We start from the raw sequence: 25,451 nt of genomic DNA on the forward strand, positions 1-25,451 counted from the left end.
GCTGGCGCACACGCCGGTGACTCCGCGGAGCAACGCATTGCAGGCACCGCCGTCATCGCACGCAGGGATGCGGGCGTAAGCCGCCCCGCGGCATGCGCTGGACTGGAGCTGATCGTAGTGTGCACACCCACTGAAAACAACCGACGCCGGCGCATGGTGCGGGCGCGTCCGGCGCCAGCCGGCACGCGTTGCCGGAGCAAAAGAAAAGCCGCGCAGAGCGCGGCTTTTCCGGTAACACAGATGCGATGAGGTCAGGGACGACGCGCCAGCTCTTCGACATCCTTGGCCTTGGGCAGCAGGTCCTGCTTGGTCACCGCCAGCGCCCCCATGGTCAGCAGCGGACAAGCGATGAAGATCGAGGACAAGGTACCGATCACCGCACCGATCATCTGCGTCAACGCCAGCCCTTCGAGCGAACCACCGCCGTAGATGTACAGGGCGAGCACCGACAGGAAGAACACCAGCGAGGTGATGATCGTGCGCGACAGGGTCTGGTTGATCGAGCGGTTCATGACTTCCAGCGGCTCGACCCGCAAGCTGCGGAAGTTTTCGCGCACGCGGTCGAAGACCACGATGGTGTCGTTGATCGAGAAGCCCATCACCGACAGCAGACCCGCCAGCACGGTCAGATCGAACTCGCGCCCGCTCAACGAGAAGTAGCCGGCGACCACAATCACGTCGAACATCGTGGTGACGGTGGCGACGATGGCAAACTTCATCTCGAAGCGGAAACCGATGTAGATCAGGAAGCCGACCATCACGAATACGGCGGCATAGATCCCGTTCATGGCCAGTTCCTTGCCGACCTGCGGGCCGACAAACTCGGTGCTCATGACCGTGGCTTTGTTGCCCTGCGCCGAGATCGCCGACAGCACTGCCTGTGCGGTGCGGTTGTTGGCCTCGCCCGAGCTCACCCCTTCAGGCACTTCCTGCGGCTGCAGGCGGATCAGCAGATCACTGCCGCTGCCGAAGTTCTGCACCTGGGCGCCACCGTAACCGGCCGCCTCCAGATGCTGACGCACGGAATCGACGTCAGCGGGCTTTTCGAAACGGACTTCGACCACGGTGCCGCCGGTGAAATCCAGCGCGTAGTTGAAACCTTTGAAGGCCATCAGGCCAATGGATGCGAGCAGCAGCAGCGCCGCGGCGATGACCGCCACCCAGCGCGTACGCATGAAGTCGAACCGGGTGTCGTTCGGGATCAGATGCAACGGGAACAGTTTCATGGATTTGCTCTTCTTCCCGTCAGATGGCCAGGGACTTGAGTTTCTTGCGGCGGCTGTAGACCAGCACCGCCAGCGCGCGCGACACGGTAATGGCCGTGAACATCGAGGCGAAGATGCCGACGATCATGGTCACCGCGAAGCCCTTCAACGGACCGGTACCGAATGCATACAGCGCCACGCCGGCAAGGATGCCGGTGAGGTTGGCGTCCAGAATGGTGCCGGATGCCTTCTCGTAGCCCGCGGTGATCGCGGCCTTGGGCGGCATTCCGAGCCGCAACTCTTCGCGGATACGTTCGTTGATCAGCACGTTGGCATCCACCGACAGGCCGATCGACAACGCCAGGCCGGCAAAACCGGGCAGCGTCATCGTCGCGCCGAACAGCGACATCACCGCCACCACGATCAGCAGGTTGAACATCAGCGCCACCGAGGTGATCACGCCGAACATGCGGTAATACACGGTGAAGAACACCAGCGTGAACAGGAACGCGTACAGCACCGCGGTCACGCCGCGCTCGACGTTTTCGGCACCCAGGCTCGGGCCGACGATGCGCTCTTCGACGAAATCCATCGGCGCGGCCAGCGAACCGGCACGCAGCAGCTTGGCCAGGTTGTCCGCTTCGGTCTTCTCCAGCCCGGTGGTCTGGAAACTCTTGCCGAACACGCCATTGATGTTGGCCACCGAGATCACTTCCTCCTTGACCCGGAAGCTGCGCACTTCCTTGCCGTCGACCATGCTCACCTGCGGCACGCGCTCGGTGTAGACCACCGCCATCGGCTTGTTCACGTTGGCGCTGGTGAAGTCGAACATGCGCTGCCCGCCGACGTTGTTCAACGTCACGCTGACGGCCGGCATGCCGTTCTGGTCGTTGGCGACGCTGGCGGCCACCATCTGGTCACCGGTCACGATCACGCGCTTGTTGAGCAGGATCGGGCCGCGATTGTCACGCAGCTGGTACACCTTGGCTTCCGGCGGGACGCGACCACTGGCGATGGCGTCCTGCGCATTGCCATCGACCACGGCACGATATTCCAGTGTCGCGGTGGCGCCGATCATGCGCTTGGCCTCGGCGGTGTCCTGCACGCCCGGCAGCTGCACTACCACGCGGTTCTCGCCCTGGCGCTGGATGATCGGCTCGGCCACGCCCAGCTCGTTGACGCGATTGCGCAGCGTGGCGATGTTCTGCTCGATCGCGCCGGTGGCGATCTGCGCCAGTTCGGCGTCCGGAACGCTGACCGTGATGCGGTTCCCGGTCACGTCATAGCCCAGCGTCGGCTGCGCTTTGGCCAGGGCCGCACGCGCGTTGGCGGGGGCATCGGCACCAGCCGACGGACTCAACGTGGCGACAATGCTGTTGTCGGCACGGCGCTCGACCGACTGGTACGGGATGCGGGCTTCGCGCAGGCTGCTGCGGATGTCCTCGGCATAGGCGTCCAGACGCTTTTCCAGCGCGGCCTTCTGGTCCACTTCCAGCACGAAGTGCACGCCACCCTGCAGGTCGAGACCCAGCACCATCGGCTTGCCGCCCAGGTCGCTGAGCCAGTCCGGCACGGTCGAGGCCAGGTTGAGCGCGACCACATAGTTCTCGCCCAGGCTGTCACGCAACACGTCGTTGGCCGCCGTCTGTGCCTGCAGGCTGGGCAGGCGCACCATCATGCTTTCGCCCTCCCTTGCCACGGAGATCGGCGCCACGCCGGCCTTGGACAACTCGGCTGCGACCTTGTCGCGCAAGCTGTCGTCGAGCTGGCCACCGCGGTTGGCGGTGATCTGCACGGAGGGATCCTTCTGGTAGATGTTCGGCAGCGCGTACAACGCGCTGACTGCCAGAATGATCAGGATGAGGAAGTACTTCCAGCGTGGGAATTCGAGCATTGCAGGATCCTGCGCGACGCCCCGTCAGGGCGCCACGTCGTGACAATCGGAGGATGCGGTCAGGCGGATTTGAGCGTGCCCTTGGGCAGGACGTTGCCGATGGCGCCCTTCTGCACGCGGATGCGCACGTTGTCGGCCACTTCCAGGGTGACGAAGTTGTCGCCCAGCTCGGTGACCACGCCGGCGATGCCACCGCTGGTCAGCACCTCATCCCCCTTGCTGATCTTCTCCAGCATCGCCTTGTGTTCCTTCTGGCGCTTCATCTGCGGGCGGATCATCAGGAAGTACATGATCGCGATCAGGATGATCGGGAACAGCAGGGTGCTCATGCCCATGCCCGGCGAGGCGGCCTGGGCGACGGGAAGAAAAATGGCGATCGGATTCATCTTGTGTCCTTGTATTGGGCGACTTGCCGCCCCTGGGAGCGGGCAATAACGCTGCGAAACGGGGTCAGCCCCGAAGTATGCCACGGCCCCGGGCACGCGTGCCGGGAGCCGTTGCGACGACCTATTCCCCGGTGAGTGCCGGGGTACTGGCACCGCGGGCTGCATAGAACGACTCGCGGAACGCGGCAAAGGTTCCCGCGGCGATGGCCTGGCGCATGTCGGCCATCAGTTTTTCGTAATAGAACAGGTTGTGCAGCGTACCCAGCATCGGCGCCAGCATTTCGTTGCAGCGGTCCAGGTGGCGCAGGTACGAGCGGGTGTAGCCACTGGTGCAGGCGTGGCAGCCGCAGCCCGGCTCGATGGGGTCCAGGTCGCGCTCGTAGCGGGCGTTGCGGATGCGCACGGTGCCGAACGAGGTGAAATAGTGGCCGTTGCGGGCGTTGCGGGTGGGCATCACGCAATCGAACATGTCCACGCCGCGGGCGACGCCTTCGACCAGGTCTTCCGGGCGGCCCACGCCCATGAGATAGCGCGGGCGGTCGGCCGGCAGGATCGGGTGCAGGTGGTCGAGCATGGCGTTGCGCTCGTGCTCGGGCTCGCCCACCGCCAGGCCGCCAATGGCATAGCCGTCAAAGCCGATCCGCTGCAGGCCTTCGGCCGAACGGCTGCGCAGGTCGTGATGCACACCGCCCTGGACGATGCCGAACAGGGCGGCGTCGTTGTCCAGCGCATCGTGCGCGTTGCGGCTGCGCTGGGCCCAGCGCAGGCTCAGCTCCATGGAGGTGCGTGCCACCTCTTCGGTGGCGGGGTAAGGCGTGCATTCGTCGAAAATCATGACCACGTCCGAATCCAGCACCTTCTGGATCTTCATGCTCTCTTCCGGGCCCAGGAACACCCGGGCCCCATCGGTCGGCGAAGAGAAGGTCACGCCCTGCTCGGTGATCTTGCGCCGGTGCGCCAACGAGAACACCTGGAAGCCGCCGGAGTCGGTGAGGATCGGGCCGTGCCAGCGGGCAAAGCCGTGCAGGCCGCCGTGGTCGCCAATCACATCCAGACCGGGCCGCAGATACAGGTGGAAGGTGTTGCCAAGGATGATCTCGGCACCCAGCGCGCGGACCTGCTCGGGCAAGATGCCTTTGACCGTGCCATAGGTTCCCACCGGCATGAACGCCGGGGTTTCCACAGTTCCGCGGGGGAAGGTCAGGCGGCCGCGGCGGGCGCGGCCATCGGTGGTCTGCAGCTGGAACGCAAGTCTGGACATGGTCTGGTCGATTCTTTTCTGGCGCGTATTGTCGCGGATCGGGCGTGGCGGCGCAGAGGCGGCTGCCGCAGCCGGTGATCCATCGCGGAAAGCCGGGGTCGGGCGCGGCGCCTCAGTCGGGCGCGGGATACAGCAGCATCGCATCGCCATAGCTGAAGAAACGGTACTGCTGCTCGATGGCATGGGCGTAGGCGTCGAACACCCGCTGCTTGCCGGCGAATGCGGAAATCATCATCAGCAACGTGCTTTCCGGCAGGTGGAAGTTGGTGACCATCGCATCGACGCTGCGGATGCGGTAACCGGGCAGGATGAAGATCCGGGTTTCCCCGGAAAACGGCTGCACCTGCCCATCGCGCATCGCAGTTTCCAGCGCCCGTACCACGGTGGTGCCGACCGCGATCACCCGCCCGCCGGCGGCGCGGGTGCGCTGGACCTGCTCCACCAGCCCGGCGCCGACATTGAGCCATTCGCGGTGCATCACATGCTGGGACAGCTCGTCGACGCGGACCGGCTGGAACGTGCCGGCGCCCACATGCAGGGTGACATGGCCGAATTCGACCCCGCGCTCGCGCAGGCGCGCCAGCAGCGGCTCATCGAAATGGAGGCCGGCGGTGGGCGCCGCCACCGCGCCGACTTCCCTGGCAAAAACGGTCTGGTAACGCTCGCGGTCATCCACCCCGGGTGCGCGCTGGATGTAGGGCGGCAACGGCAAATGCCCGGCGTGCAGCAGCCAGCTTTCCAGCGGCTCGGGAATCTCGAAGCGCAGCACATAGAACTCGCCATCGCGGCCCAGCACCTCGGCCTCGCCGCCGGCGTCCAGCGCGATCCGGCTGCCGGTCTTGGGCGACTTGCTGGCGCCGATCTGGGCGCGGGCCTGCTGTGCCCCGAGCAGGCGTTCGATCAGGATCTCGACCCGGCCCCCGGAAGCCTTCTGTCCGAACAGGCGCGCCGGGATCACCCGGGTGTCGTTGAACACCAGCAGATCGCCGGGCTGCAGCAGTTCGGGCAGATCGCGTACATGGCGATCATCGAACGCGGCCGGGGCCGGCGGCACCACCATCAGGCGGCTGGCCGAACGTTCGGCCAAGGGCGCCTGGGCAATCAGCGCCTCGGGCAGGTCGTAATGGAAATCGGACTTCTTCAACGCCGGCACATCGCAACAGGGGGCCGATATTGTATTCCGCGGCCGGCCGTGGCGCGCTGCCGGCCGCTCCCGCGCCGGCTAACGTTCGAACTTGGTCGACAGGATGATCGAGGAAACAGTGCGTTCGACCCCGTCGATCGCGCCAATGGCATCGGTCAGCACGTCCATTTCGCCAACCCCGCCCACCACCCCCAGCGCGATCAGGTCGTGGCTGCCGCTGACCGAGTGCAGCACCCGCACTTCGGGAATCTCGCGCAGCGCCTTGACCACCACCGCCATCTTTTTCGGCAGCACGGTGATCATGATGTGCGCCCGCACCTGCCCCTGCTCGTACTCGGCATGGGTGCGCACGGTGTAGCCGCTGATCACCCCCTGCTGTTCCAGCCGGTCGATGCGGCTCTGCACCGTGGTGCGCGACAGCCCCAGACGCCGGGCGATCTGCGCGGTCGAGGCGCGGGCATCTTCACGCAACACGGAAAGCAGGCGCTCGTCGGCGGCGGATATCTTCATAGTGCAAACCGGTTTCGTCGATATGACGAAATTACCCGGTTTCCTGCGCAATTCACATCTGCCAAATGACCAGCGGCTCCAGATAATGGCTGGACAAGTCCAAATCTGGAGATGAGCATGACCGTTCTCGGCCCCCTCGCCCCGTTGCGCGCACACACCGGCACCCGCCTGACCGAAGGCCTGGACGATGCCAGCGTCGAGCGCCTGGCGGCGGCTCATCCCGACCTGGGCAAGGCCATTGCCGCCGCCGCGGCCGAATACACCCGCGTGCGCGACGACATAGCCGGGCTGCTCGACCAGGACGAGTCAAGCCAGATCCACGCCATGCAGGACGGCTTCGTCAATTTCTACGCCGACGACTGCATTACCCCTTACGTGGCGCTGGCGGCGCGCGGGCCATGGGTGGTCACGCTGAAAGGCGCGGTGCTGTACGACGCCGGCGGCTACGGCATGCTCGGCTTCGGCCACACCCCCGAGGCGGTGCTGGAGGCGATGGCCAAGCCGCAGGTGATGGCCAACGTGATGACCCCGAGCCTGTCGCAGGCGCGCTTCATCAAGGCGTTGCGCCAGGAAATCGGTCATACCCGCGGCGGCTGTCCGTTCACCCATTTCATGTGCCTGAACTCCGGGTCCGAGTCGGTCGGCCTGGCTGCGCGCATTGTCGATGTCAACGCCAAGCTGCAGACCGATCCCGGCGCCGCGCACGCGGGGGCCACCATCAAGCGGGTGGTGATCAAGGGCAGTTTCCATGGCCGCACCGAACGCCCGGCGCTGTATTCGGACTCCAGCCGCAAGGCGTACCTGCAGCATCTGGCCAGCTATCGCGGCGAGGATTCGGTGATCACCGTCGCCCCCTACGACGCCGAGGCGTTGAAGCAGGTGTTTGCCGATGCCGGGCGCAACCACTGGTTCATCGAAGCGGTGTTCCTGGAGCCGGTGATGGGCGAAGGTGACCCTGGCCGTTCGGTCCCGCCGGCGTTCTACAACGTCGCCCGGGAACTCACCAGCGCCCATGGCAGCCTGCTGCTGATCGACTCGATCCAGGCCGGTTTGCGCGCCCACGGCGTGCTGTCGCTGGTGGACTATCCCGGCTTCGAAGGCGTGCAGCCGCCGGACATGGAGACCTATTCCAAGGCGCTCAATGCCGCGCAATTCCCGCTCTCGGTACTGGCCGTCAACGAAAAGGCCGCCGGGCTGTACCGCAAGGGCATCTACGGCAACACCATGACCACCAACCCGCGCGCGTTGGACGTGGCCTGCGCCACCCTGGCCCAGCTGACGCCGGCCGTGCGCAGCAATATCCGCGAGCGCGGCGCCGAGGCGCTGCGCAAGCTGGAAACGCTCAAAACCGAACTGGGCGGGCTGATCACCAAGGTCCAGGGCACCGGGCTGCTGTTCTCCTGCGAACTGGCGCCGCAGTTCAAATGCTACGGCGCCGGCTCCACCGAGGAATGGCTGCGCCGGCGCGGAGTCAATGTCATCCATGGCGGCGAGAACTCGTTGCGCTTCACCCCGCACTTCCAGATGGCCAGCGACGAGCTGGAGCTGCTGGTCGGGCTGATCGGCCGCGCCCTGCGCGAAGGTCCACGACGCGCGCAGGCGACCGCCGCCTGACGCCCCTCAAGCCCGGTCGCCACCGCGGCCGGGCCCGCGATCGGCCAGCGGTCCCTGCCGGGGCCGTTTTTACCGGCGGGGCTGGATATCCGCCGGGCATCGTCTCGCGCATCCGGCCGCGCCGACACCGTGCAGTCGATGCATCCACCTGCCCTGCCAGTAGCGCCGGCCCCGCCAACGGTGGTGGTGTTCAACCACAGCGGGCAGATATTCCGGTCCGTCATTACCGCCCGCAGTGGCCGTAGCAAGGGTGACTGCGGCAAACTGGCCGCCTCCCCATTGATGTGCCCGACCATGAAAACTGTTGAAGTCCGCCACCCGCTGGTACAGCACAAAATAGGCCTGCTCCGCAGCGCGGCGATGAGCACCAAGGAATTCCGCGAGCTGGTCGACGAGCTGGGCACGCTGCTGGCCTACGAGGCCACCGCCGACCTGGAAACCGAAACGCATACGCTCCAGGGCTGGGCCGGTCCGGTGCAGGTGCAACGCATTGCCGGGGCCAAGATCACCCTGGTGCCGATTCTGCGGGCGGGGCTGGGCATGCTCAATGGCGTGCTGGCGTTGATCCCGGCAGCACGCGTCAGCGTGGTCGGCCTGCAGCGGGATGAAGAAACCCTGCAACCGGTGCCGTACTTCGAACGCCTGACCGGACGGCTGGAAGAACGCGACGCCCTGATCCTGGACCCGATGCTGGCCACCGGCGGCACCCTGATCGCCACCATCGACATGCTCAAGCGCGCCGGCGCCCGGCACATCAAGGGCATCTTCCTGGTGGTCGCACCCGAAGGCCTCAAGGCGGTGGAAGCGGCGCATCCGGACGTGGAGATCTACACCGCGGCAATCGACGAGCGCCTCAACGAAAAGGGCTACATCCTGCCCGGCCTGGGCGATGCCGGCGACCGGATTTTCGGTACCCGGGTCAGCGACTGACCACTGGTCCGGCGACCTTCACACCGGCTTACCCGGGGCTGCACGGATGCTGTGCCGACACCCCAGCCCCGGAGCCACCATGAAGCCCCTGCCCTTCCTCGCCTGCCTGCTGCTGACGGCCGTGATTCCGTTGGCGGCGAACGCGGCCACGCCCACCGCGCAACAGCAACGCATGGCCGAATGCTCGGCCAAGAACAAGGGAATGAAGGGCGAGGCCTACAAGGAAGCCCAGCGGGCCTGCCTGAGCAGCCACCCAGCGGCGGCGGCTGCCACCACGCCGCAGCAGCGCATGACCAAATGCAATGCCGACGCTGGCGCCCGGCATCTCACTGGCGATGCCCGCAAAAGCTTCATGAGCAGCTGCCTCAAAACCCACTGACCCGCACGTGACCGGCAGGGTGGGCAAGGCTCCCCCTGTCGGCGGCCGGCAATCCCCCGGCCGCCACGCACCGCATCTGCAGCCGTCATCCGCCCAGCGGGCGCGCCTTCAACTCACCCAGTTCATGGGTGGTGCCGAACCGCCCCTTTTCATCCCGCACCACCTGGGCCAATGCGCAGTCCGGGTCGTGGGTGAAAAACAGGTGTACGTTGCGCGCCAGCTTGTCTTCCAGGAACGCGCGCTTCTCGTCGATCAGCAGCTCCGCATTGCGGTCATAGCCCATGGTGATCGGCACATGCACCCATGACCGCCCCGGAATCAGGTCCGCACAGAACACCACCCCGCCATGCGGCTGGCCGCCGACCCGTTCCGGGCCGACCACCTCGGCCAGCATCAGCCCCGGGGTGTGGCCATCACTGAAGCTGAAACGCACCGCCCGGCCCAGCGTCTGCGAATACTCGCCCGCCACCACTTCCAGCCGGCCACTGCCCTGCAACAGGCCCGGCAGCGCGGGAATGAAACTGGCGCGGTCGCGCGGATGGGGATTGAGCGCCCGCTCCCAATGCTCGGCGCCCACCATGAATGTCGCGTTCGGGAACAGCAGCTCAGGCTCGCGATCCTCGCTCCAGGGCGCGAGCAGACCGCCGGCATGGTCGAAATGCAGGTGGCTGAGCACCACCACGTCGATGTCCTCATGTTCGAACCCGGCTTCGCGCAGCGAGTCGATCAGGATGTGCCGGGATTCCTGCACCCCGTAGCGCTCGCGCAGCTTGGGCTCGAAGAACGCGCCGATGCCGGTTTCAAACAGCACCGTCTTGCCGTTGAGCGGGCTGACCAGCAATGAGCGGCACGCCAAGGTGATGCGGTTGAGATCGTCAGGTGCAGCCCATTTCTGCCAAAGCGCCTTGGGAGCGTTGCCGAACATCGCACCGCCATCAAGCTTCTGTGTATTACCGCGGATCGACCATAGTTTCATATGAAAATTCTACCCGCGCCGCGTTAAATATTCGCAATTTGCCTGCACCCTAGAGTTGACACCGCAGCACGCAAAAACCCCGCCGCAAGACGGGGTTTTCACCGGCCAATCGGTGACTCAGTTGGCCGGCTGGTTGAACTGCACTTCGGCGCTGCCGACCGGGTTGCGCGGGTCACTGCCACCGCTGAGCGTATTGCTGCGACGGTCCCATTCCACCGTCTGCAGGTTGCCCCAGACATGGCTGGACCCGCGGCCACCGCTGGCGCTGTCGCCAGGCAGATCGATCCTGTGCCCCATCGCCTGCAGCTGTTTGACCACATCGGCACTGAACGCGCCGGTTTCAGCCGAGATCTCGTCCGGCAGCCACTGGTGGTGGTAACGCGGCAATGCGGCAACCTGCTGCGCGCTCAGGCCATCGTCGTAACCGAGGATCCCCAGCAGCACCATGGTGATGATGCGGCTGCCACCGGGCGTGCCGATCACGATGACCTTGTCGGCGTTCTCCATGAACGTCGGCGTCATCGAGCTGAGCATGCGCTTGCCCTTCTGCGGTGCATTGGCGGCATAGCCCATCACCCCGAACGCATTGGGCGTGCCGGGCTTGAGCGCGAAATCGTCCATTTCGTTGTTGAGCAGCACCCCGGTGCCGGCCGGGATCAGTCCCGAGCCATACAGCAGGTTCACCGTCTGGGTACCGCCAACGCGGTTGCCTTCGGCATCGATAATCGAGAAATGGGTGGTCTCGTCATCCTCCAGCGGCGTCGGCTGGCCGGAAAGCAGGTCGCTGGGCGTGGCCTTTTCCGGATGGATGGTGGAACGCAGGCCCTTGGCGTAATCCAGGCTGGTCAGCACCTCCTGCGGAATGTGGACGAAGTCCGGATCACCGAGGAAGAAGGTGCGATCGCGATAGGCACGGCGCATCGCCTCCACCACCAGGTGGGTGCGGTGCGCTTCATCCAGCGACTTCAGATCCCAGCCCTGCAGGATCTGCAGCATCGAGGCCAGCGCGATCCCGCCGGAAGACGGCGGCGAGGCGGTGGTGATCTTCCAGTCGCGGTAATTGAAGGTGATCGGCTCGCGGGTCTTGACCGTGTAGCCGGCCAGCTCGTCGGCGCTCCAGCGGCCGCCGGCCTGCTTCACGCCCTTGAGCAGTTTGCGGGCGGTCTCACCGCGGTAGAACCCGTCAAAGCCCTTTTCCGCCAGCAGCTGCAGCGTGTGCGCCAGCTCCGGCTGCCGTAAGATATCGCCCTCGGCAATCGGCTTGCCGTTGCGCAGGTACACCTCGCGCGTTCCGGGATAGCGCTCCATCACCTCGCGCCGCGAGGCATAGCCGGCGGCCATCCGTGCATACACCGGGAAACCGTCGCGCGCGACGCGAATGGCCGGTGCCAGCGAGGCCTTCAACGGCAGCTTGCCGTGCTGACTGGCCAGCTGTGCCAGCGCGGCCGGCAATCCGGGGATACCGGCCGACCACGGGCCGTTGACCGAGCGGTCACGGTCCAGCTCGCCGTTCCGGTCGAGGAACTGCGCAGCCGTGGCCGATTCGGGCGCGGTTTCGCGCGCATCCAGCATCACATCCTTGCCGGTGCGGGCGTCATGCAACAGGAAGAAGCCACCACCGCCCAGGCCCGAGCTGATCGGCTCAACCACCGCCAGGGTGGAAGACACCGCAACCGCCGCGTCGAACGCATTGCCGCCCTGGGCAAGGATTTCCAGACCGGCCTTGGTCGCCAGCTCGTGGCCGCTGGCAATCACCGCACCATCGGGACGGGTGGCCAGCGCCGCAGTCGCCTCGGCCGACCACGCCGCAGGCGACAGCACCAGGGCCAGCAACAGAAAACAACGCGCAGAAAAATTCATGCGGATGGAGACTCCGGTTCGTAAAGTTCAGGGTGATCGCGCTGCAGGCGGTGCAACTTGCCCAGCAGGTCGGCATGGCTTTCGGGAATATCGGGGTCCGGATCGATGCACTCGACCGGGCACACCACCACGCATTGCGGTTCGTCGAAATGACCAACGCATTCGGTGCAACGCGCAGGATCGATCACATAGATGGTTTCACCCATGCTGATCGCCTTGTTCGGACAGGCAGGCTCGCAGACGTCGCAATTGACGCAAAGCTCATTTATTTTCAACGACATGGCGATGCTCCACGCCCGCGCCAGCCGGCGGATGGAGCGACCTCTGGCGGTGCTTCCATCCCATGCGGCGCGGCGCTGCCGCCGGCCGCAACCGGATGCGCATTGCGCGCATCCGGCCTTGCACGGGTATTACTTGGCTTCAACAAAGATGTAATCGGCGCCGGTCGGCTGCACGATCGTCTGCACGCGGGCATTGTCGGCCGCATCGCCGATATACACCACGCGCACGCCCTTCATCGAATCGGGCTGCACGCCCTTGAACGCGGCGTCGATCATGTCGGCCATCTTCGACGATGCCGAGGAACCGAAGGCGAGCATGTTGCCCGGCTGGATGCCACGCCCGATCGCGGCGGTGGCGCTTTCCACCTGGCGCTCGTACTTCTCGGCGAACTGCGGATCGGACTCCGGCGGCAGGTAGTACAGGAACGGGTTGTTGCTGATGTTGCCGATGTTCTGCACGGCAACCGCCTGCAGGTACTGCCTCCAGCCGGCATCGTCGTCCTTGGCCGGGGCGACCAGGGCCTGCTGCGCCTCGGCAGCCGGCGCGGCTTCTTCCTTTTTGCAGGCCGTGAAAGCCAGCACCATTGAAGCGGCCAACATCACACGCATCGCGTTTTTCATGGAGTTCCTCCCTCTCTTAAGATTGTTTCGGTAATTCGGATGAACAGCTGCCCGAGCGGGCTTCCCGGGCCTTGCGCAGCACCTCCAGCACCGAGGCCGGCACAAAGCCGGACACATCACCGCCCAGGCGCGCGATCTCGCGCACCAGCGATGAGGAAATGAAGCTGTGCTGTTCGGACGGGGTCAGGAACAAAGTCTCGACCTCCGGAATCAGATGCCGGTTCATGCTCGCCATCTGGAATTCGTATTCGAAATCGGACACCGCGCGCAGGCCGCGCAGCAGCACGCCGCCGTGGACCGAGCGCACGAAATGCGCCAGCAGGTTGTCGAACCCGACCACCTCGACATTGTCGTGATGCTTCAGCGCTTCAACGGCCAGCGCCACGCGCAGCTCCAACGACAGCGTCGGCCCCTTGGACGGGCTGTGCGCCACGCCCACCACGATCTTCTCGAACAGCGGCGCCGCCCGGTTTACCAGGTCGATATGACCATTGGTGATCGGGTCGAAAGTGCCCGGGTAGACAGCGATGCGGCGATTGGCCGAGGTCATGCGTGGGTTACCGCGTGAAGGTCGTCGCGAAGTGTAGCAGCGGCGCGGCGGTACAGGGCATAGGCCACCTCGCGGGTCGCACCCTCGCGATGCAGCAGCCACTGCCCCGGCAACGCCGGCAGCGCCTGCAGCGGCGCCTCAACATACAGCCAGGCATCGGCGGCCAGATGCCGTGGCAGCAGTTCGATCACCTGTGGCCACAGGCCGTCGGCAAACGGCGGATCGACGAACACGAGGTCGGCCGGCGCGGTCGACGGGGTTTCCAGCCAGCGCAACGCATCGGCGGCCACCACCTCCAGCTGCGCGGCCGCACCCAGCCGCGCGGCCACCGCGCGCAGCCCTGCCACCAGCTGCGGATCACGTTCCACCAGGACCGCCGAGGCGGCGCCACGCGAGACCGCTTCCAGCCCCAGCGCGCCGCTGCCGGCAAACAGGTCCAGCACCCGCGCGCCCGGCAGTTTCGGCATCAGCCAGTTGAACAGGGTTTCGCGCACGCGGTCGCTGGTCGGCCGCAGTCCCGGCAGATCCGGCACCGGCAGGCGCGTATTGCGCCAGCGACCGCCGACAATGCGCACTTGGCCCAGCGCCGACGCGGCCGGCGGCTTGCCGCGGCTCATGCCGGCGGCCCCATGCAATCCGGCGGAACTTGTTGGAAAACCAGTGGCATCGGCAGGCCAGACATCGTGAAAAGAGCGGCCTCGCATGATAGACCAGCCCGACGCGGACGCCGCACACCTTGAAATCCCGCCGATCACCCTTACCCGTTGAGGCAGCCGCCGCAACTGTCACGCGGCACGTCAGCCACGGAGCACGATCGACCGATGAACGCAGAAACCCACAAGGAAACCCTGGGCTTCCAGACCGAGGTGAAGCAGCTGCTGCACCTGATGATCCATTCGCTGTACTCGAACAAGGAAATCTTCCTGCGCGAGCTGGTGTCCAATGCCGCCGACGCCGCCGACAAATTGCGTTTCGAAGCGCTGACCCGGCCCGAACTGCTGGAAGGCGGCGGCGACCTGCGCATCCGCATTGAAGTCGACCCGGCCGCGCGCACCCTGAGCATCGATGACAACGGCATCGGCATGAGCCGCGAGGAGGCCGTCACCCACCTGGGCACCATCGCCAAGTCCGGCACCGCCGATTTCCTGCAGCACCTGAGCGGCGACCAGAAGAAAGATTCCAACCTGATCGGCCAGTTCGGTGTCGGCTTCTATTCGGCGTTCATCGTTGCCGACCAGGTCGACGTCTACAGCCGCCGCGCCGGCCTGCCGGCCAGCGAGGGCGTGCACTGGTCGTCCAAGGGCGAAGGCGATTTTGAAGTGGCCACCGTCGACAAGCCCGGACGTGGCACCCACATCGTGCTGCACCTGAAGGACGGCGAGGAAGGCTTCGCCGACGCCTGGAAGCTGCGTACCCTAGTCAAGAAGTACTCCGACCACATCGGCCTGCCGATCGAGATGCGGAAGGAGCATTACGGCGAGGAAAAGGACGCCGACGCCACGCCGGAATGGGAAACCGTCAACCGCGCCAATGCGCTGTGGACCCGGCCCAAGTCCGAACTCAAGGATGAGAATTACCAAGAGTTCTACAAGCACACCGCGCACGACCCGCAGAATCCGCTCGCATGGAGCCACAACAAGGTCGAAGGCAAGCTCGAGTACACCTCGCTGCTGTATGTGCCGGGCCGGGCGCCGTTCGACCTGTACCACCGCGACGCGCCCAAGGGCCTGAAACTCTACGTGCAGCGCGTCTTCATCATGGACCAGGCCGAACAGTTCCTGCCGCTGTACCTGCGCTTCATCAAGGGCGTGGTCGATTCCAACGACCTGCCGCTGAACGTCTCGCGCGAGATCCTGCAGTCCGGCCCGGTGATCGACTCGATGAAGTCGGCGCTGACCAAGCGCTCGCTGGACATGCTGGAGAAGCTGGCCGCCGACAAACCGGAGGAATACACCGGTTTCTGGAAGAACTTCGGCCAGGTGCTGAAGGAAGGCCCCGCCGAGGACTACGGCAACCGCGAGAAGATTGCCGGGCTGCTGCGCTTCGCCTCGACCTATGACGCCAGTGGCGAGCCGAGCGTGTCGCTGGCCGATTACCTCGGGCGCATGGTCGAGGGCCAGGACAAGATCTATTACCTGACCGGCGAGAGTCATACCCAGGTCAAGGACAGCCCGCACCTGGAGGTGTTCCGCAAGAAGGGCATCGAGGTGCTGCTGCTCACCGACCGCATCGACGAGTGGCTGATGGGTTACCTGACCGAATTCGACGGCAAGTCGTTCGTGGATATCGCCCGTGGCGACCTCGACCTGGGCAAGCTGGAATCGGAAGAGGACAGGAAGGCACAGCAGGAAACCGCCAAGGCCAAGGAAGCCCTGGTCTCGCGCCTGAAAACCGCGCTGGGCGAGGATGTGGCCGAAGTGCGCGTGTCCCATCGCCTGACCAACTCACCGGCGATCCTGGCCATCGGCGAGCAGGACCTGGGCCTGCAGATGCGTCAGATCCTGGAAGCCAGCGGCCAGAAGGTGCCCGACACCAAGCCGGTGTTCGAATTCAATCCAGCCCACCCGCTGATCGAAAAGCTGGATGCCGAAGCCGACATGGAGCGTTTCAACGACCTGTCGCGCGTGCTGTTCGACCAGGCTGCGCTGGCCGCCGGTGACAGCCTGAAGGATCCGGCCGCGTACGTGCGCCGGCTCAACAAGCTGCTGCTGGAACTGGCGGTGTCGCCAGGCTGAAGCGAGATGCCGGCCCTGCCGGGGTTCACGCCCCGGCAGGGCCGGCAATCCTGGCGATCCTGCGCAATGCGGCGCAGGCTCGCCCGGTCAGGCAAAGATATCGAGCACGCTGCCCAGCAGCTCATCACCGCGCCGGATCACCGCCGCATTGGCCGCAAACGCGGCCTGGGCCGGGATCGCGGCCATCAGGGCAGTCACCGCCGGCATGATTTCGTGTGCGGACTGCCGGCAATCACCTCTGCCGCCACCCGGAGGTCCTGCATGGCGACCCGCATGCCGGATCCGGCAATCGCAAAAATGGAGTTCATGTGCCCGGCATCGGCCGTGAACCCGCCGACTTTAGCCCGCTGTCCACGGCTCCCGACCGGGCCGGTGGTAGCATGTAGACCTATCAAAGCGCCTTTTCCCATGCTCAGTTTTTTCCGTCGCAAGAAACCCCTGGATACCGCTGAAACGCCCAAAACCCAGCACTACAGTGCCGAGGAACTGGCCGCCGCGTTTCCGCACCCTGACAGCGCGGCGGCAGTACCGGAAACGCCGGCGACACCGGCCATGCCCGCGGAGCCGGAGGTTGCGCCGATCTCCGCGGCCCCGCCGGCCCTGGCCACGACCGATGCCGCGATCGAAGCGCCCCTTCCTGCGCCAATGACGGCTGCGCCGGCGCCGGTCGCGGTAGAGCCGGTGATTGCTCCGGCTGCCGCCACTGCCACGCCCCTGCCGGCTGAGGATCTGCTCGGCGCCAGCACCGCACCGGCCGCCGCGGCCGGCAAAATCGGCTGGCGCGAGCGCCTGCGCAACAGCACCTTTGCCCGCAGCTTTGGCGGCCTGTTCTCGCGCAATCCCAAGCTCGACGACGATCTGCTCGATGAAATTGAAACCGCGCTGATCACCGCCGACGTCGGCGTTCCGGCCACCACGGCGCTGGTCGAGGATTTGCGCAAGCGCATGAAATCGCGCGAATTCGTTGATGCCAACGCGCTGCTGGCTGCCCTGCGTGCGGATCTGATCGCATTGCTGCTGCCGGTTTCCAAGCCGCTGCTGATCGACCGCAGCGCCAAACCATTCGTGATCCTGACCATCGGCGTCAACGGCGTCGGCAAGACCACCACCATCGGCAAGCTGGCCAAGCGCTTCAAGGACCAGGGCCACAGCCTGATGCTGGCCGCCGGCGACACCTTCCGCGCCGCCGCAGTGGCGCAGTTGCAGATCTGGGGTGAACGCAATGGCGTGGCCGTGGTGGCGCAAGGCCAGAACGCCGATGCCGCATCGGTCGCGTTCGACGCGCTGCAGGCCGGCAAGGCCCGCGGCATCGATGTGCTGATTGCCGACACTGCCGGCCGCCTGCACACCCAGACCGGGCTGATGAACGAGCTGAGCAAGATCCGCCGGGTGATCGGCAAGGTCGATGCGAGCGCACCGCACGAAGTGCTGATGGTGATCGACGGCACCACCGGTCAGAACGCGCTGTCGCAGCTGCGCCAGTTCCATGCCGCCGCCGGCGTCACCGGCCTGGTGGTGACCAAGCTCGACGGCACCGCCAAGGGCGGCGTGGTGTTCGCGCTGGCACGCGAGTTCGGCATTCCGATCCGCTTTGCCGGCATCGGCGAGCGCCCGGAAGATCTGCGCGTGTTCGATCCGGAAGCGTTCGTCGATGCGCTGTTGCCGGAAGCGCTCGGCAGCCCGCAAGCCTGAGCCCTCGTAGACGCGGCAGCAGTCGCGATGAGGTCTCCACGGGAAATATCTGTCGCGACCCACGTCGCTCCTACCGAACCCCGCCTTGACGACTCCGCCCCACGACCCGTTTCCCACGCGCCTGCTCACCTGGTTCGAGCTGCACGGCCGCCATGACCTGCCCTGGCAACACCCGCGCACGCCGTACCGGGTCTGGCTGTCGGAAATCATGCTGCAGCAGACCCAGGTGGCCACGGTCATTCCGTATTTCCTGCGCTTTCTGCAGGCATTTCCCACCCTGCGCGACCTCGCCAACGCCGACACCGATGCGGTGATGGCGCAATGGGCGGGGCTTGGCTACTACGCCCGTGCGCGCAATCTGCATGCCGCCGCACGACGCTGCATGGAATTGCATGAGGGCCAGCTGCCACGGGATTTCGATGCCCTGCTCGCATTGCCCGGCATTGGCCGCAGCACGGCCGGGGCGATACTCGGTCAAGCCTGGAATGACCGGTTTGCAATCCTCGACGGCAATGTGAAACGGGTACTCAGCCGCTATCACGGCGTCGCCGGCTTTCCCGGCCTGCCCGCAATCGAGAAGCAGCTCTGGGCCATTGCACAGCAACATGTGCAGCAGGTTCCCACCGCTCGGCTGGCCGACTACACCCAGGCGCAGATGGATTTCGGCGCCACGCTGTGCACCCGCGCCAATCCCGCCTGCATCCTGTGTCCGCTGCAAAGCGGTTGCGCTGCATACCGGGAAGGGCTCACCGACTCGCTGCCCACACCGAAGCCGACAAAAAAGCTGCCGGAGCGCGAGGCCGTGGCCTTGCTGCTGGAAAACGAGCACGGCGAACTTCTTCTCAACCGTCGCCCGCCCACCGGCATCTGGGCATCGCTGTGGACACTGCCGCAGGCCGATACCGATTCGGCGATGCGGGAATGGTTCGAGCGCGAACTCCACGGCCATTACGACAACGCCGAGGAGCTGCCGCTGATCGTGCACACCTTCAGCCATTACCGGCTGCACCTGCAGCCGCTGCGACTGCGCAAGGTCGCCTTGCGCGACCGGGTCGGCGACAATGAAGCGCTGCGCTGGGTATCACGCGCGGCACTGCCATCGCTCGGGCTGCCTGCCCCGATCCGCAAGCTACTCGACAGTCTGTAACCGGTACTGTCCCCGCCTATCAGGAACCCCCGCATGTCCCGCACCGTTTTCTGCCAGTACGAACAACGTGAAACCGAAGGCCTGGATTTCGTCCCCTACCCCGGCGAACTGGGTCAGCGCATCTTCGCCGGCATCGGCAAACAGGCCTGGAGCAGCTGGCTGGCCCACCAGACCATGCTGATCAACGAGAACCGGCTGTCGCCGCGCGATCCCAAGCACCGCGCGTTCCTGGAAGAGGAACTGCAGAAATTCCTGTTTTCCGGCGGCGCCGAGAAGCCGGCCGGCTACGTCGCACCGACCGCCGACTGAGCCTTATACCGCCCGGGCATGGCTGGGTGGCCACGCCCGGCCGACTGCATCGGTTCAGTCCTGCGGCGCCGCTGCGGCCTCGCGCGCCTCGAGTTTGGCCTCGCGCATCTCCCGCTCCGACATCCGCAGCGCTTTCACGTCCAGCGGCCGGATGGTCTGGATCCGGCAGGGAATATGCGGCCCCGGATTGCCACCCCGCACGATCACATTGTCGAAGCGGGCCGAGACCTGCCCCATCATGTTGGTGACTGAAATGGCCGGGGCGTAGGACAGGTCCATGCAGGGTCCGGACAGCTCCAGCAGCCAGGCCTCGTTGGGCCGGGTCCATACCGCCAATGCGCTGTCCCCCAATTCGGTCCAGCCATTGAGCGAGCCGAAATACTGGAACCCCTTGACCGGCTCACCGGCGTGCGCGCGGTACAGGTCCAGCCGCTCGGTCTCACTCAATTTCCCGGTCGTGGCGCAGGCTGCCAGACTGCAGGCCAGCACGGCAATACCAATCAGACGCTTCATGGCGATCCTCCGGAGATGGGCTCACGGGGGATGATGCGCCTATTCAAACGCCGGAGAAAGTGCCGCAACGGGCGCCTGCGACGGTTCTGCCGGCGCGCGCTTCAGACCGCAGCGGCGGCCAGCTCGTGCAGCCGGCCTTCGCGCAATTCCAGCACCCGGTCCAGCTTGCGGGCCAGACTGCGGTCGTGGGTGACCAGTACCAGGCTGGTCCGGTGCGCGCGGTTCAACTCCAGCATCAGCTCGAACACCGTGGCGGCGGTCTTGTCATCCAGATTGCCGGTCGGCTCGTCGCCCAGCACGCAGGCCGGTCGATTGACCAGCGCCCGCGCCACTGCCGCGCGCTGGCGTTCGCCGCCAGACAGCTCGCCGGGCTTGTGCTCCAGCCGGTGGCCCAGCCCGACGGATTCCAGCAACGCCAGCGCCCGCGCCCGTGCATCCCCCACTTCGGCGCCCCCCAGCAGCACCGGCATCATCACGTTTTCCAACGCGGTGAATTCCGGCAGCAGGTGATGGAACTGGTAGACGAAACCCAGCGCGCGGTTGCGCAGCTGGCCGCGCGCGGTATCCGAAAGCCGCGACATGCGCTGGCCGGCCACATAGACCTCGCCGGCGGTGGGAACATCCAGCCCGCCCAGCAGGTGCAGCAAGGTGCTCTTGCCGGCACCGGAGGCACCCACGATCGCCACGGTTTCGCCCGCGGCCACCTGCAGTTCCAGGCCGTCAAACACCGGCGTGCGCATCTTGCCTTCGGCGTAGGTCTTGCCGAGCCGTTCGGCGCGGATCACGGTTTCCATTGCAATACTGGCCTCATTCATAGCGCAGCGCCTCGGCCGGCTGGGTGCGGGCGGCGCGCCACGCCGGGTACAGCGTGGCCAGGAAACTCATCAGCAACGCGACCAGGGTGATCACCACGATGTCGCCACTTTGCATGTCGGTCGGCAGCCCGGTGATGTAATACACATCCTCCGGCAGCAGCTTGATGTTGAACGCCGCCTCGATCAGGCCCAGGATGCGCTCCAGATTCAAGGTCAGGGCGATGCCGCCGACCACCCCGGCAATGGTGCCGAACACACCAATCAGCGTGCCCTGCACCATGAACACCTGCATCACCCCTCCCGGGGTCAGGCCCAGCGTGCGCAGGATGGCGATATCGGCCTGCTTGTCGGTCACCAGCATCACCTGCGAGGACACCAGGTTGAAGGCGCCCATGGCGATGATCAGTGACAGCAGGATGCCCATCACCGTCTTTTCCATGCGCAGCGAGTGGTAGAGATTGGCGTTCTGCTGGGTCCAGTCGCTGACCCGGTAATAGCCCTGCAGCTTCAGCGCCAGGTCGCGCGCCACGGTGTAGGCCTGGTCCATGTCATGCAGCCTCAGCCGCACCCCGGTCACGCCATCCACCCGCAGCACCCGTTCCAGATCCTGCATGTTGACGAAGGCCACGCCGCGATCGATCTCGTTGTAGCCGGCTTCGAAAATGCCGGAGACCTTGAACCGTTTGGTGCGCGCCATTGCGCCCACCGGCGTGCCCTGGATCTCGGCCAGCGTCGCCACCACGCTGTCGCCCACTCCCACGCCCAGCCAGGTTGCCAGCTCTTGCCCGAGCAGGATGTTGAACTCCCCCGGCTGCAGGCTGTCGAGCGAGCCCTGCTTCAGCTTCTGCCCGATCACCGACACCTTCGGCTCCTGCGCCGGATCGATGCCCTGCACGATTGCACCCTGCACGCGTGGCCCGGCCAGCATGCCCTGGATCTCGATATAGGGCGCCGCGCCTGCCACGCGCGGGTCTTTCATCGCGATATCCACGGCGCGCTGCCAGTCGGCCATCGGCGCGCCGTCGCTGGTAACGGTGGCGTGCGCGGACATCTGCAGCAGGCGGTCGCGGATTTCCTTCTGGAAACCGCTCATCACCGCCAGCGTGGTGATCAGCACCGTGACCCCGAGCGCGATGCCGAGGATCGATGCCATCGAGATGAAGGAAATGAAACCGTTGCGGCGTTTGGCGCGCAGATAGCGCAATCCGATTGCGACAGGAATGGGTTTGAACATGCGCTTCAGCCAGTCAGAGGCGACTATGGTGCCACTTGCCGGGGCAACTGCGAAACGCGCCGTGCCTCCAGGACCAGCCGCAGTTCACGTCGCTGCAGCCGGGTCAACGTATCAGGCCAGAACAGCAGCTGCCGGCGCCGGCGCAGATCACACCATGACAGCACCGTCAGCGGACCACGGCACTGCAGTTGCAGCGCGGTTATCGCCTCGCCGTCGACGTGGGCGGGCCGCTCGCCTCGGGGAATCACCAGGGTGCGGCGTGGACGCCGATATTCGCGCGCGACCAGAACCAGCGCCGCCAGTGCCGCGGCAGGCGCGGCTGCCCACATCGCGGCGGTGGGCATTTCAGAATGCGTGATCGCCAGCGGCGCCAGCGTACCGAGCAGCAGCAGCGCGCCCGACAGCCAGCGCGAGGGCCGCCACTCAAGCCGGCAAGGCGCGGATATAGGCGATGAGTTGTGCCTGTTGCGCATCGGGACAAGCCTCGTAGCCCATGGACCAGCGCCACAATTTATCGTCTTCGCTGTCCAGCAGCTGTAGGAAAACCTCGCGTTCGTCGGCAGGCGCCTGCGCCCACCGCCGGTCCAGGTAACGGCCGAACAGCTGGTCGAGCTCGCGCATGCCGCGCCGGCAACGCCAACGCAGCTTCTTGAGCAGGACTTCTTCTTCGTTGTTCATCACTCACCTTTGCCACTGGCCACCTCCGCAACGCGGGTGGCACAAACAAAGACGGCACCGGACAGAAGACCGGTGCCGCCAGCGTCACAAGCCCGTAACGGCCTCGTGCAATCGACTGCGTCAGGCGCGGCGCGCCATCATCAACTTCTTGATTTCCGCGATCGCCAGCGCCGGGTTCAAGCCCTTCGGACAGGTCCGTGCACAGTTCATGATCGTGTGGCAACGGTACAGCTTGAACGGATCTTCCAGATCGTCCAGGCGCGCACCGGTGTCCTCATCGCGCGAATCGATGATCCAGCGATAGGCCTGCAACAGGATCGCCGGGCCCAGGTAACGCTCGCCGTTCCACCAGTAGCTCGGGCAGCTGGTCGAGCAGCAGGCGCACAGGATGCACTCGTACAGGCCATCTAGCTTCTTGCGGTCTTCCGGCGACTGCAGGCGTTCACGGTCCGACGGCGCCGGGGTCTGGGTGCGGATCCACGGCTTGATCGAGGCGTACTGCGCGTAGAAGTGGGTCAGATCCGGCACCAGATCCTTGACCACGTCCATATGCGGCAACGGGTAGATCGGCACTTCGGCCTTGCCACAATCGGCAATGGCACGGGTGCAGGCCAGGGTGTTGGTGCCATCGATGTTCATCGCGCACGAGCCGCAGATACCCTCGCGGCAGGAACGGCGGAACGTCAGGGTCGGATCGATCTCGTTCTTGATCTTGATCAGCGCGTCCAGAACCATCGGGCCGCACGCATCGAGATCGATCTCGTAGGTGTCGGTGCGGGGATTCTGGTCGTCGTCCGGACTCCAGCGGTACACCTTGAAGGTGCGCAGATTCTTGCCGCCGGTAGCGGACGGAAAGTGCTTGCCCTTGGTGATGCGGGAGTTCTTCGGGAGTGCGAATTCAGCCATTTTCTCTATTCTCCCGGATCAGTAGACGCGCGGCTTCGGCGGGACCACGTCCACGTCCTTGGTCAACGTGTACATGTGCACCGGACGGTAGTCGAAGCTGCACTTGCCCTTGTCATCGACGGTCACCAGCGTGTGCTTCTGCCAGTTGACGTCATCGCGCTCCGGATAGTCCTCGTGCGCATGCGCGCCACGGCTTTCCTTGCGCTGTTCGGCCGAGTTGATGGTCGCCACCGCGTTGAGCAGCAGGTTGTTCAACTCGTAGGTTTCGATCAGGTCCGAATTCCACACCAGCGAACGGTCGGAGACCTTGACGTCCTGGAACGAATCGAACACTTCGGCCATCTTCTGGCAGCCCTCAGCCAGCGTCTTGCTGGTGCGGAACACGGCGGCGTCGGCCTGCATCGTGCGCTGCATGCGGTCGCGGATGACCGAGGTCGCGGTGTCACCATCAGCGTGGCGCAGCTTGTCCAGCAGGCCCAGCGCCTTGTCGCAGGCGTCGGACGGCAGCAGCTTGTGCGGCGCGCCCGATTTGATCGTGGCGGCACAGCGGTTGGCCACCGCACGGCCGAACACGACCAGGTCGAGCAGCGAGTTGGAGCCCAGGCGGTTGGCGCCGTGCACCGACACGCAGGCCGCTTCACCTATCGCGTACAGGCCCGGCACCACGGCATCGTTGTTGTCGCCGACCTTGCGCACCACTTCGCCGTGGTAGTTGGTCGGGATGCCGCCCATGTTGTAGTGCACGGTCGGAATGACCGGGATCGGCTGCTTGTGCACGTCCACGCCAGCAAAGATGCGCGCGCTTTCGGCAATGCCCGGCAGCTTCTCGTCGATCACGCCCGGCCCCAGGTGGGTCAGGTCGAGCAGGATGTGGTCCTTGTGCTCGCCGACGCCACGGCCTTCGCGGATCTCGATGGTCATCGAACGCGACACCACGTCGCGCGAGGCCAGATCCTTGTAGTGCGGTGCGTAGCGCTCCATGAAGCGCTCGCCATTGCTGTTGCGCAGGATGCCGCCCTCGCCCCGCACCCCTTCGGTGATCAGGCAGCCGGCGCCATAGATGCCGGTCGGGTGGAACTGCACGAACTCCATGTCCTGCAGCGGCAGGCCGGCACGGGCGACCAGACCACCGCCGTCGCCGGTGCAGGTATGGGCCGAGGTGGCACTGAAGTAGGCGCGGCCGTAGCCGCCGGTGGCCAGCACCACACCGTGCGAACGGAACAGGTGCAGGGTGCCTTCGGCCATGTCCAGCGCGAGCACGCCGCGGCAGACGCCTTCCTCGTCCATGATCAGGTCGAGCGCGAAATACTCGATCATGAAACGCGCGTTGTGCGCCAGCGACTGCTGGTACAGCGTGTGCAGCATGGCGTGGCCGGTACGGTCGGCGGCGGCGCAGGTCCGCTGCGCGGACGGACCTTCACCGTACTTGGTGGTCATGCCGCCAAACGGGCGCTGGTAGATCTTGCCGTCTTCGGTGCGCGAGAACGGAACGCCGTAGTGCTCCAGCTCGATGATGGCCGGAATCGCTTCGCGGCACATGTACTCGATGGCGTCCTGGTCACCCAGCCAATCCGAACCCTTGATGGTGTCGTAGAAGTGGTAGCGCCAGTCGTCTTCGCCCATGTTGCCGAGCGCGGCGGAAATGCCACCCTGCGCGGCCACGGTGTGCGAACGGGTCGGAAAGACCTTGGTAATGCAGACGGTCTGCAGGCCCTTTTCGGCAAGGCCGAAGGTCGCGCGCAGACCGGCACCACCGGCGCCGACGACGACCATGTCGCATTTGTGTTCAGTGATCTTGTAGGCGGACATCT

At 65.6% G+C, this 25,451-nt stretch carries 27 protein-coding genes; 8 read left to right on the top strand and 19 right to left on the bottom strand.

Annotation, left to right across the window (positions count from 1 at the left end; translation table 11 throughout):
* Window positions 1-251: 251 nt before the first annotated feature.
* The 6 genes from secF to QZH66_RS03565 all read right to left on the bottom strand — a co-directional run bounded on the left by secF (window position 252) and on the right by QZH66_RS03565 (window position 6,400).
* The gene (secF, locus tag QZH66_RS03540; RefSeq protein WP_305804575.1) at window positions 252-1,226 is read right to left on the bottom strand and encodes a protein translocase subunit SecF; all 975 of its coding nucleotides are present in this window, start codon (window positions 1,224-1,226) and stop codon (window positions 252-254) included.
* A 19-nt stretch (window positions 1,227-1,245) separates the two neighbouring features.
* Window positions 1,246-3,099, bottom strand: a complete 1,854-nt coding sequence (secD, locus tag QZH66_RS03545) for a protein translocase subunit SecD (RefSeq protein ID WP_305804576.1) — start codon at window positions 3,097-3,099, stop codon at window positions 1,246-1,248.
* A gap of 59 nt (window positions 3,100-3,158) precedes the next feature.
* The gene (gene yajC, locus QZH66_RS03550; RefSeq protein ID WP_305804577.1) at window positions 3,159-3,485 is read right to left on the bottom strand and encodes a preprotein translocase subunit YajC; all 327 of its coding nucleotides are present in this window, start codon (window positions 3,483-3,485) and stop codon (window positions 3,159-3,161) included.
* A gap of 121 nt (window positions 3,486-3,606) precedes the next feature.
* Window positions 3,607-4,746 (bottom strand): tRNA guanosine(34) transglycosylase Tgt, encoded by a 1,140-nt coding sequence (gene tgt / locus QZH66_RS03555; protein WP_305804578.1) that lies wholly within the window; start codon window positions 4,744-4,746, stop codon window positions 3,607-3,609.
* A gap of 112 nt (window positions 4,747-4,858) precedes the next feature.
* Window positions 4,859-5,890 (bottom strand): tRNA preQ1(34) S-adenosylmethionine ribosyltransferase-isomerase QueA, encoded by a 1,032-nt coding sequence (queA, locus tag QZH66_RS03560; protein WP_305804579.1) that lies wholly within the window; start codon window positions 5,888-5,890, stop codon window positions 4,859-4,861.
* A 78-nt stretch (window positions 5,891-5,968) separates the two neighbouring features.
* Window positions 5,969-6,400 carry an Lrp/AsnC family transcriptional regulator gene (locus tag QZH66_RS03565; RefSeq protein ID WP_305804580.1) on the bottom strand — a complete coding sequence of 144 codons (432 nt, stop codon included), beginning with the start codon at window positions 6,398-6,400 and terminating at the stop codon, window positions 5,969-5,971.
* Between the two features lie 117 nt (window positions 6,401-6,517).
* On the opposite strand from QZH66_RS03565, the gene QZH66_RS03570 reads away from it, so the two are divergent.
* The 3 genes from QZH66_RS03570 to QZH66_RS03580 all read left to right on the top strand — a co-directional run bounded on the left by QZH66_RS03570 (window position 6,518) and on the right by QZH66_RS03580 (window position 9,323).
* The gene (locus QZH66_RS03570) at window positions 6,518-8,014 is read left to right on the top strand and encodes an aminotransferase class III-fold pyridoxal phosphate-dependent enzyme (protein WP_305804581.1); all 1,497 of its coding nucleotides are present in this window, start codon (window positions 6,518-6,520) and stop codon (window positions 8,012-8,014) included.
* 294 nt (window positions 8,015-8,308) lie between these two features.
* Complete coding sequence (gene upp, locus QZH66_RS03575) at window positions 8,309-8,944, top strand: uracil phosphoribosyltransferase (protein WP_305804582.1); 636 nt, start codon at window positions 8,309-8,311, stop codon at window positions 8,942-8,944.
* A 79-nt stretch (window positions 8,945-9,023) separates the two neighbouring features.
* Entirely contained in the window at window positions 9,024-9,323 is a 300-nt protein-coding gene (locus QZH66_RS03580) for a PsiF family protein (RefSeq protein ID WP_305804583.1), read from the top strand.
* An 85-nt stretch (window positions 9,324-9,408) separates the two neighbouring features.
* Here the strand turns inward: QZH66_RS03580 and QZH66_RS03585 are convergent, their stop codons facing one another.
* The 3 genes from QZH66_RS03585 to QZH66_RS03595 form a co-directional block, all read right to left on the bottom strand.
* Window positions 9,409-10,299 (bottom strand): MBL fold metallo-hydrolase, encoded by an 891-nt coding sequence (locus QZH66_RS03585; RefSeq protein WP_305804584.1) that lies wholly within the window; start codon window positions 10,297-10,299, stop codon window positions 9,409-9,411.
* A 117-nt stretch (window positions 10,300-10,416) separates the two neighbouring features.
* Complete coding sequence (ggt, locus tag QZH66_RS03590) at window positions 10,417-12,159, bottom strand: gamma-glutamyltransferase (protein ID WP_305804585.1); 1,743 nt, start codon at window positions 12,157-12,159, stop codon at window positions 10,417-10,419.
* Complete coding sequence (locus QZH66_RS03595; RefSeq protein WP_305804586.1) at window positions 12,156-12,440, bottom strand: YfhL family 4Fe-4S dicluster ferredoxin; 285 nt, start codon at window positions 12,438-12,440, stop codon at window positions 12,156-12,158. The genes ggt and QZH66_RS03595 overlap by 4 nt, the downstream gene beginning before the upstream one ends.
* On the opposite strand from QZH66_RS03595, the gene QZH66_RS03600 reads away from it, so the two are divergent.
* Window positions 12,364-12,594, top strand: a complete 231-nt coding sequence (locus tag QZH66_RS03600) for a hypothetical protein (RefSeq protein WP_305804625.1) — start codon at window positions 12,364-12,366, stop codon at window positions 12,592-12,594. The genes QZH66_RS03595 and QZH66_RS03600 overlap by 77 nt on opposite strands.
* Here the strand turns inward: QZH66_RS03600 and QZH66_RS03605 are convergent.
* The 3 genes from QZH66_RS03605 to rsmD are packed head-to-tail and all read right to left on the bottom strand — an operon-like array spanning window position 12,570 to window position 14,228.
* A complete protein-coding gene (locus tag QZH66_RS03605; protein ID WP_305804587.1) occupies window positions 12,570-13,061 on the bottom strand; it encodes a hypothetical protein in 492 nt (163 codons plus the stop codon). The genes QZH66_RS03600 and QZH66_RS03605 overlap by 25 nt on opposite strands.
* A gap of 16 nt (window positions 13,062-13,077) precedes the next feature.
* The gene (coaD, locus tag QZH66_RS03610) at window positions 13,078-13,611 is read right to left on the bottom strand and encodes a pantetheine-phosphate adenylyltransferase (protein WP_305804588.1); all 534 of its coding nucleotides are present in this window, start codon (window positions 13,609-13,611) and stop codon (window positions 13,078-13,080) included.
* Window positions 13,608-14,228 carry a 16S rRNA (guanine(966)-N(2))-methyltransferase RsmD gene (rsmD, locus tag QZH66_RS03615; protein ID WP_305804589.1) on the bottom strand — a complete coding sequence of 207 codons (621 nt, stop codon included), beginning with the start codon at window positions 14,226-14,228 and terminating at the stop codon, window positions 13,608-13,610. The genes coaD and rsmD overlap by 4 nt, the downstream gene beginning before the upstream one ends.
* Before the next feature lie 204 nt (window positions 14,229-14,432).
* Here rsmD and htpG point away from each other — a divergent pair, with 204 nt between their 5' ends.
* The 4 genes from htpG (at window position 14,433) to QZH66_RS03635 (ending at window position 19,494) form a co-directional block, all read left to right on the top strand.
* Window positions 14,433-16,346 (top strand): molecular chaperone HtpG, encoded by a 1,914-nt coding sequence (gene htpG, locus QZH66_RS03620; protein ID WP_305804590.1) that lies wholly within the window; start codon window positions 14,433-14,435, stop codon window positions 16,344-16,346.
* A 408-nt stretch (window positions 16,347-16,754) separates the two neighbouring features.
* The gene (gene ftsY, locus QZH66_RS03625) at window positions 16,755-18,038 is read left to right on the top strand and encodes a signal recognition particle-docking protein FtsY (protein WP_305804591.1); all 1,284 of its coding nucleotides are present in this window, start codon (window positions 16,755-16,757) and stop codon (window positions 18,036-18,038) included.
* Between the two features lie 85 nt (window positions 18,039-18,123).
* Window positions 18,124-19,185 carry an A/G-specific adenine glycosylase gene (gene mutY / locus QZH66_RS03630; protein WP_305804592.1) on the top strand — a complete coding sequence of 354 codons (1,062 nt, stop codon included), beginning with the start codon at window positions 18,124-18,126 and terminating at the stop codon, window positions 19,183-19,185.
* A 33-nt stretch (window positions 19,186-19,218) separates the two neighbouring features.
* Complete coding sequence (locus tag QZH66_RS03635; RefSeq protein ID WP_305804593.1) at window positions 19,219-19,494, top strand: oxidative damage protection protein; 276 nt, start codon at window positions 19,219-19,221, stop codon at window positions 19,492-19,494.
* A 54-nt stretch (window positions 19,495-19,548) separates the two neighbouring features.
* Here the strand turns inward: QZH66_RS03635 and QZH66_RS03640 are convergent, their stop codons facing one another.
* From QZH66_RS03640 to sdhA, 7 genes are all read right to left on the bottom strand, one after another.
* Entirely contained in the window at window positions 19,549-20,007 is a 459-nt protein-coding gene (locus QZH66_RS03640) for a DUF6491 family protein (RefSeq protein ID WP_305804594.1), read from the bottom strand.
* Window positions 20,008-20,108: 101 nt separating this feature from the next.
* Entirely contained in the window at window positions 20,109-20,822 is a 714-nt protein-coding gene (gene lolD / locus QZH66_RS03645) for a lipoprotein-releasing ABC transporter ATP-binding protein LolD (protein WP_305804595.1), read from the bottom strand.
* The gene (locus tag QZH66_RS03650) at window positions 20,815-22,056 is read right to left on the bottom strand and encodes a lipoprotein-releasing ABC transporter permease subunit (RefSeq protein WP_305804596.1); all 1,242 of its coding nucleotides are present in this window, start codon (window positions 22,054-22,056) and stop codon (window positions 20,815-20,817) included. The genes lolD and QZH66_RS03650 overlap by 8 nt, the downstream gene beginning before the upstream one ends.
* A 23-nt stretch (window positions 22,057-22,079) precedes the next feature.
* Window positions 22,080-22,529, bottom strand: a complete 450-nt coding sequence (locus QZH66_RS03655; protein ID WP_305804597.1) for a hypothetical protein — start codon at window positions 22,527-22,529, stop codon at window positions 22,080-22,082.
* Window positions 22,480-22,734: a succinate dehydrogenase assembly factor 2 gene (locus QZH66_RS03660; protein ID WP_305804598.1), complete on the bottom strand. Its 255-nt coding sequence runs from the start codon at window positions 22,732-22,734 to the stop codon at window positions 22,480-22,482. Before QZH66_RS03660 ends, QZH66_RS03655 begins: the two co-directional genes overlap by 50 nt.
* 120 nt (window positions 22,735-22,854) lie before the next feature.
* Window positions 22,855-23,640 (bottom strand): succinate dehydrogenase iron-sulfur subunit, encoded by a 786-nt coding sequence (locus QZH66_RS03665; protein WP_305804599.1) that lies wholly within the window; start codon window positions 23,638-23,640, stop codon window positions 22,855-22,857.
* Window positions 23,641-23,658: 18 nt separating this feature from the next.
* A complete protein-coding gene (gene sdhA, locus QZH66_RS03670; protein ID WP_305804600.1) occupies window positions 23,659-25,449 on the bottom strand; it encodes a succinate dehydrogenase flavoprotein subunit in 1,791 nt (596 codons plus the stop codon).
* Window positions 25,450-25,451: the final 2 nt, after the last annotated feature.

It is taken from the genome of Stenotrophomonas sp. YIM B06876 (assembly GCF_030711595.1).
Classification (GTDB): Bacteria; Pseudomonadota; Gammaproteobacteria; order Xanthomonadales; family Xanthomonadaceae; genus Stenotrophomonas.

What these genes read in the sequence shown, in the direction of transcription:
- secF (WP_305804575.1), bottom strand. Translation starts at nt 1,226, where the DNA reads ATGAAACTGTTCCCGTTGCATCTGATCCCGAACGACACCCGGTTCGAC.
- secD (WP_305804576.1), bottom strand. Translation starts at nt 3,099, where the DNA reads ATGCTCGAATTCCCACGCTGGAAGTACTTCCTCATCCTGATCATTCTG.
- yajC (WP_305804577.1), bottom strand. Translation starts at nt 3,485, where the DNA reads ATGAATCCGATCGCCATTTTTCTTCCCGTCGCCCAGGCCGCCTCGCCG.
- tgt (WP_305804578.1), bottom strand. Translation starts at nt 4,746, where the DNA reads ATGTCCAGACTTGCGTTCCAGCTGCAGACCACCGATGGCCGCGCCCGC.
- QZH66_RS03565 (WP_305804580.1), bottom strand. Translation starts at nt 6,400, where the DNA reads ATGAAGATATCCGCCGCCGACGAGCGCCTGCTTTCCGTGTTGCGTGAA.
- QZH66_RS03570 (WP_305804581.1), top strand. Translation starts at nt 6,518, where the DNA reads ATGACCGTTCTCGGCCCCCTCGCCCCGTTGCGCGCACACACCGGCACC.
- upp (WP_305804582.1), top strand. Translation starts at nt 8,309, where the DNA reads ATGAAAACTGTTGAAGTCCGCCACCCGCTGGTACAGCACAAAATAGGC.
- QZH66_RS03580 (WP_305804583.1), top strand. Translation starts at nt 9,024, where the DNA reads ATGAAGCCCCTGCCCTTCCTCGCCTGCCTGCTGCTGACGGCCGTGATT.
- QZH66_RS03585 (WP_305804584.1), bottom strand. Translation starts at nt 10,299, where the DNA reads ATGAAACTATGGTCGATCCGCGGTAATACACAGAAGCTTGATGGCGGT.
- ggt (WP_305804585.1), bottom strand. Translation starts at nt 12,159, where the DNA reads ATGAATTTTTCTGCGCGTTGTTTTCTGTTGCTGGCCCTGGTGCTGTCG.
- QZH66_RS03600 (WP_305804625.1), top strand. Translation starts at nt 12,364, where the DNA reads ATGCTGATCGCCTTGTTCGGACAGGCAGGCTCGCAGACGTCGCAATTG.
- QZH66_RS03595 (WP_305804586.1), bottom strand. Translation starts at nt 12,440, where the DNA reads ATGTCGTTGAAAATAAATGAGCTTTGCGTCAATTGCGACGTCTGCGAG.
- QZH66_RS03605 (WP_305804587.1), bottom strand. Translation starts at nt 13,061, where the DNA reads ATGAAAAACGCGATGCGTGTGATGTTGGCCGCTTCAATGGTGCTGGCT.
- coaD (WP_305804588.1), bottom strand. Translation starts at nt 13,611, where the DNA reads ATGACCTCGGCCAATCGCCGCATCGCTGTCTACCCGGGCACTTTCGAC.
- rsmD (WP_305804589.1), bottom strand. Translation starts at nt 14,228, where the DNA reads ATGAGCCGCGGCAAGCCGCCGGCCGCGTCGGCGCTGGGCCAAGTGCGC.
- htpG (WP_305804590.1), top strand. Translation starts at nt 14,433, where the DNA reads ATGAACGCAGAAACCCACAAGGAAACCCTGGGCTTCCAGACCGAGGTG.
- ftsY (WP_305804591.1), top strand. Translation starts at nt 16,755, where the DNA reads ATGCTCAGTTTTTTCCGTCGCAAGAAACCCCTGGATACCGCTGAAACG.
- QZH66_RS03635 (WP_305804593.1), top strand. Translation starts at nt 19,219, where the DNA reads ATGTCCCGCACCGTTTTCTGCCAGTACGAACAACGTGAAACCGAAGGC.
- QZH66_RS03640 (WP_305804594.1), bottom strand. Translation starts at nt 20,007, where the DNA reads ATGAAGCGTCTGATTGGTATTGCCGTGCTGGCCTGCAGTCTGGCAGCC.
- lolD (WP_305804595.1), bottom strand. Translation starts at nt 20,822, where the DNA reads ATGAATGAGGCCAGTATTGCAATGGAAACCGTGATCCGCGCCGAACGG.
- QZH66_RS03650 (WP_305804596.1), bottom strand. Translation starts at nt 22,056, where the DNA reads ATGTTCAAACCCATTCCTGTCGCAATCGGATTGCGCTATCTGCGCGCC.
- QZH66_RS03655 (WP_305804597.1), bottom strand. Translation starts at nt 22,529, where the DNA reads ATGCGCAACAGGCACAACTCATCGCCTATATCCGCGCCTTGCCGGCTT.
- QZH66_RS03660 (WP_305804598.1), bottom strand. Translation starts at nt 22,734, where the DNA reads ATGAACAACGAAGAAGAAGTCCTGCTCAAGAAGCTGCGTTGGCGTTGC.
- QZH66_RS03665 (WP_305804599.1), bottom strand. Translation starts at nt 23,640, where the DNA reads ATGGCTGAATTCGCACTCCCGAAGAACTCCCGCATCACCAAGGGCAAG.
- sdhA (WP_305804600.1), bottom strand. Translation starts at nt 25,449, where the DNA reads ATGTCCGCCTACAAGATCACTGAACACAAATGCGACATGGTCGTCGTC.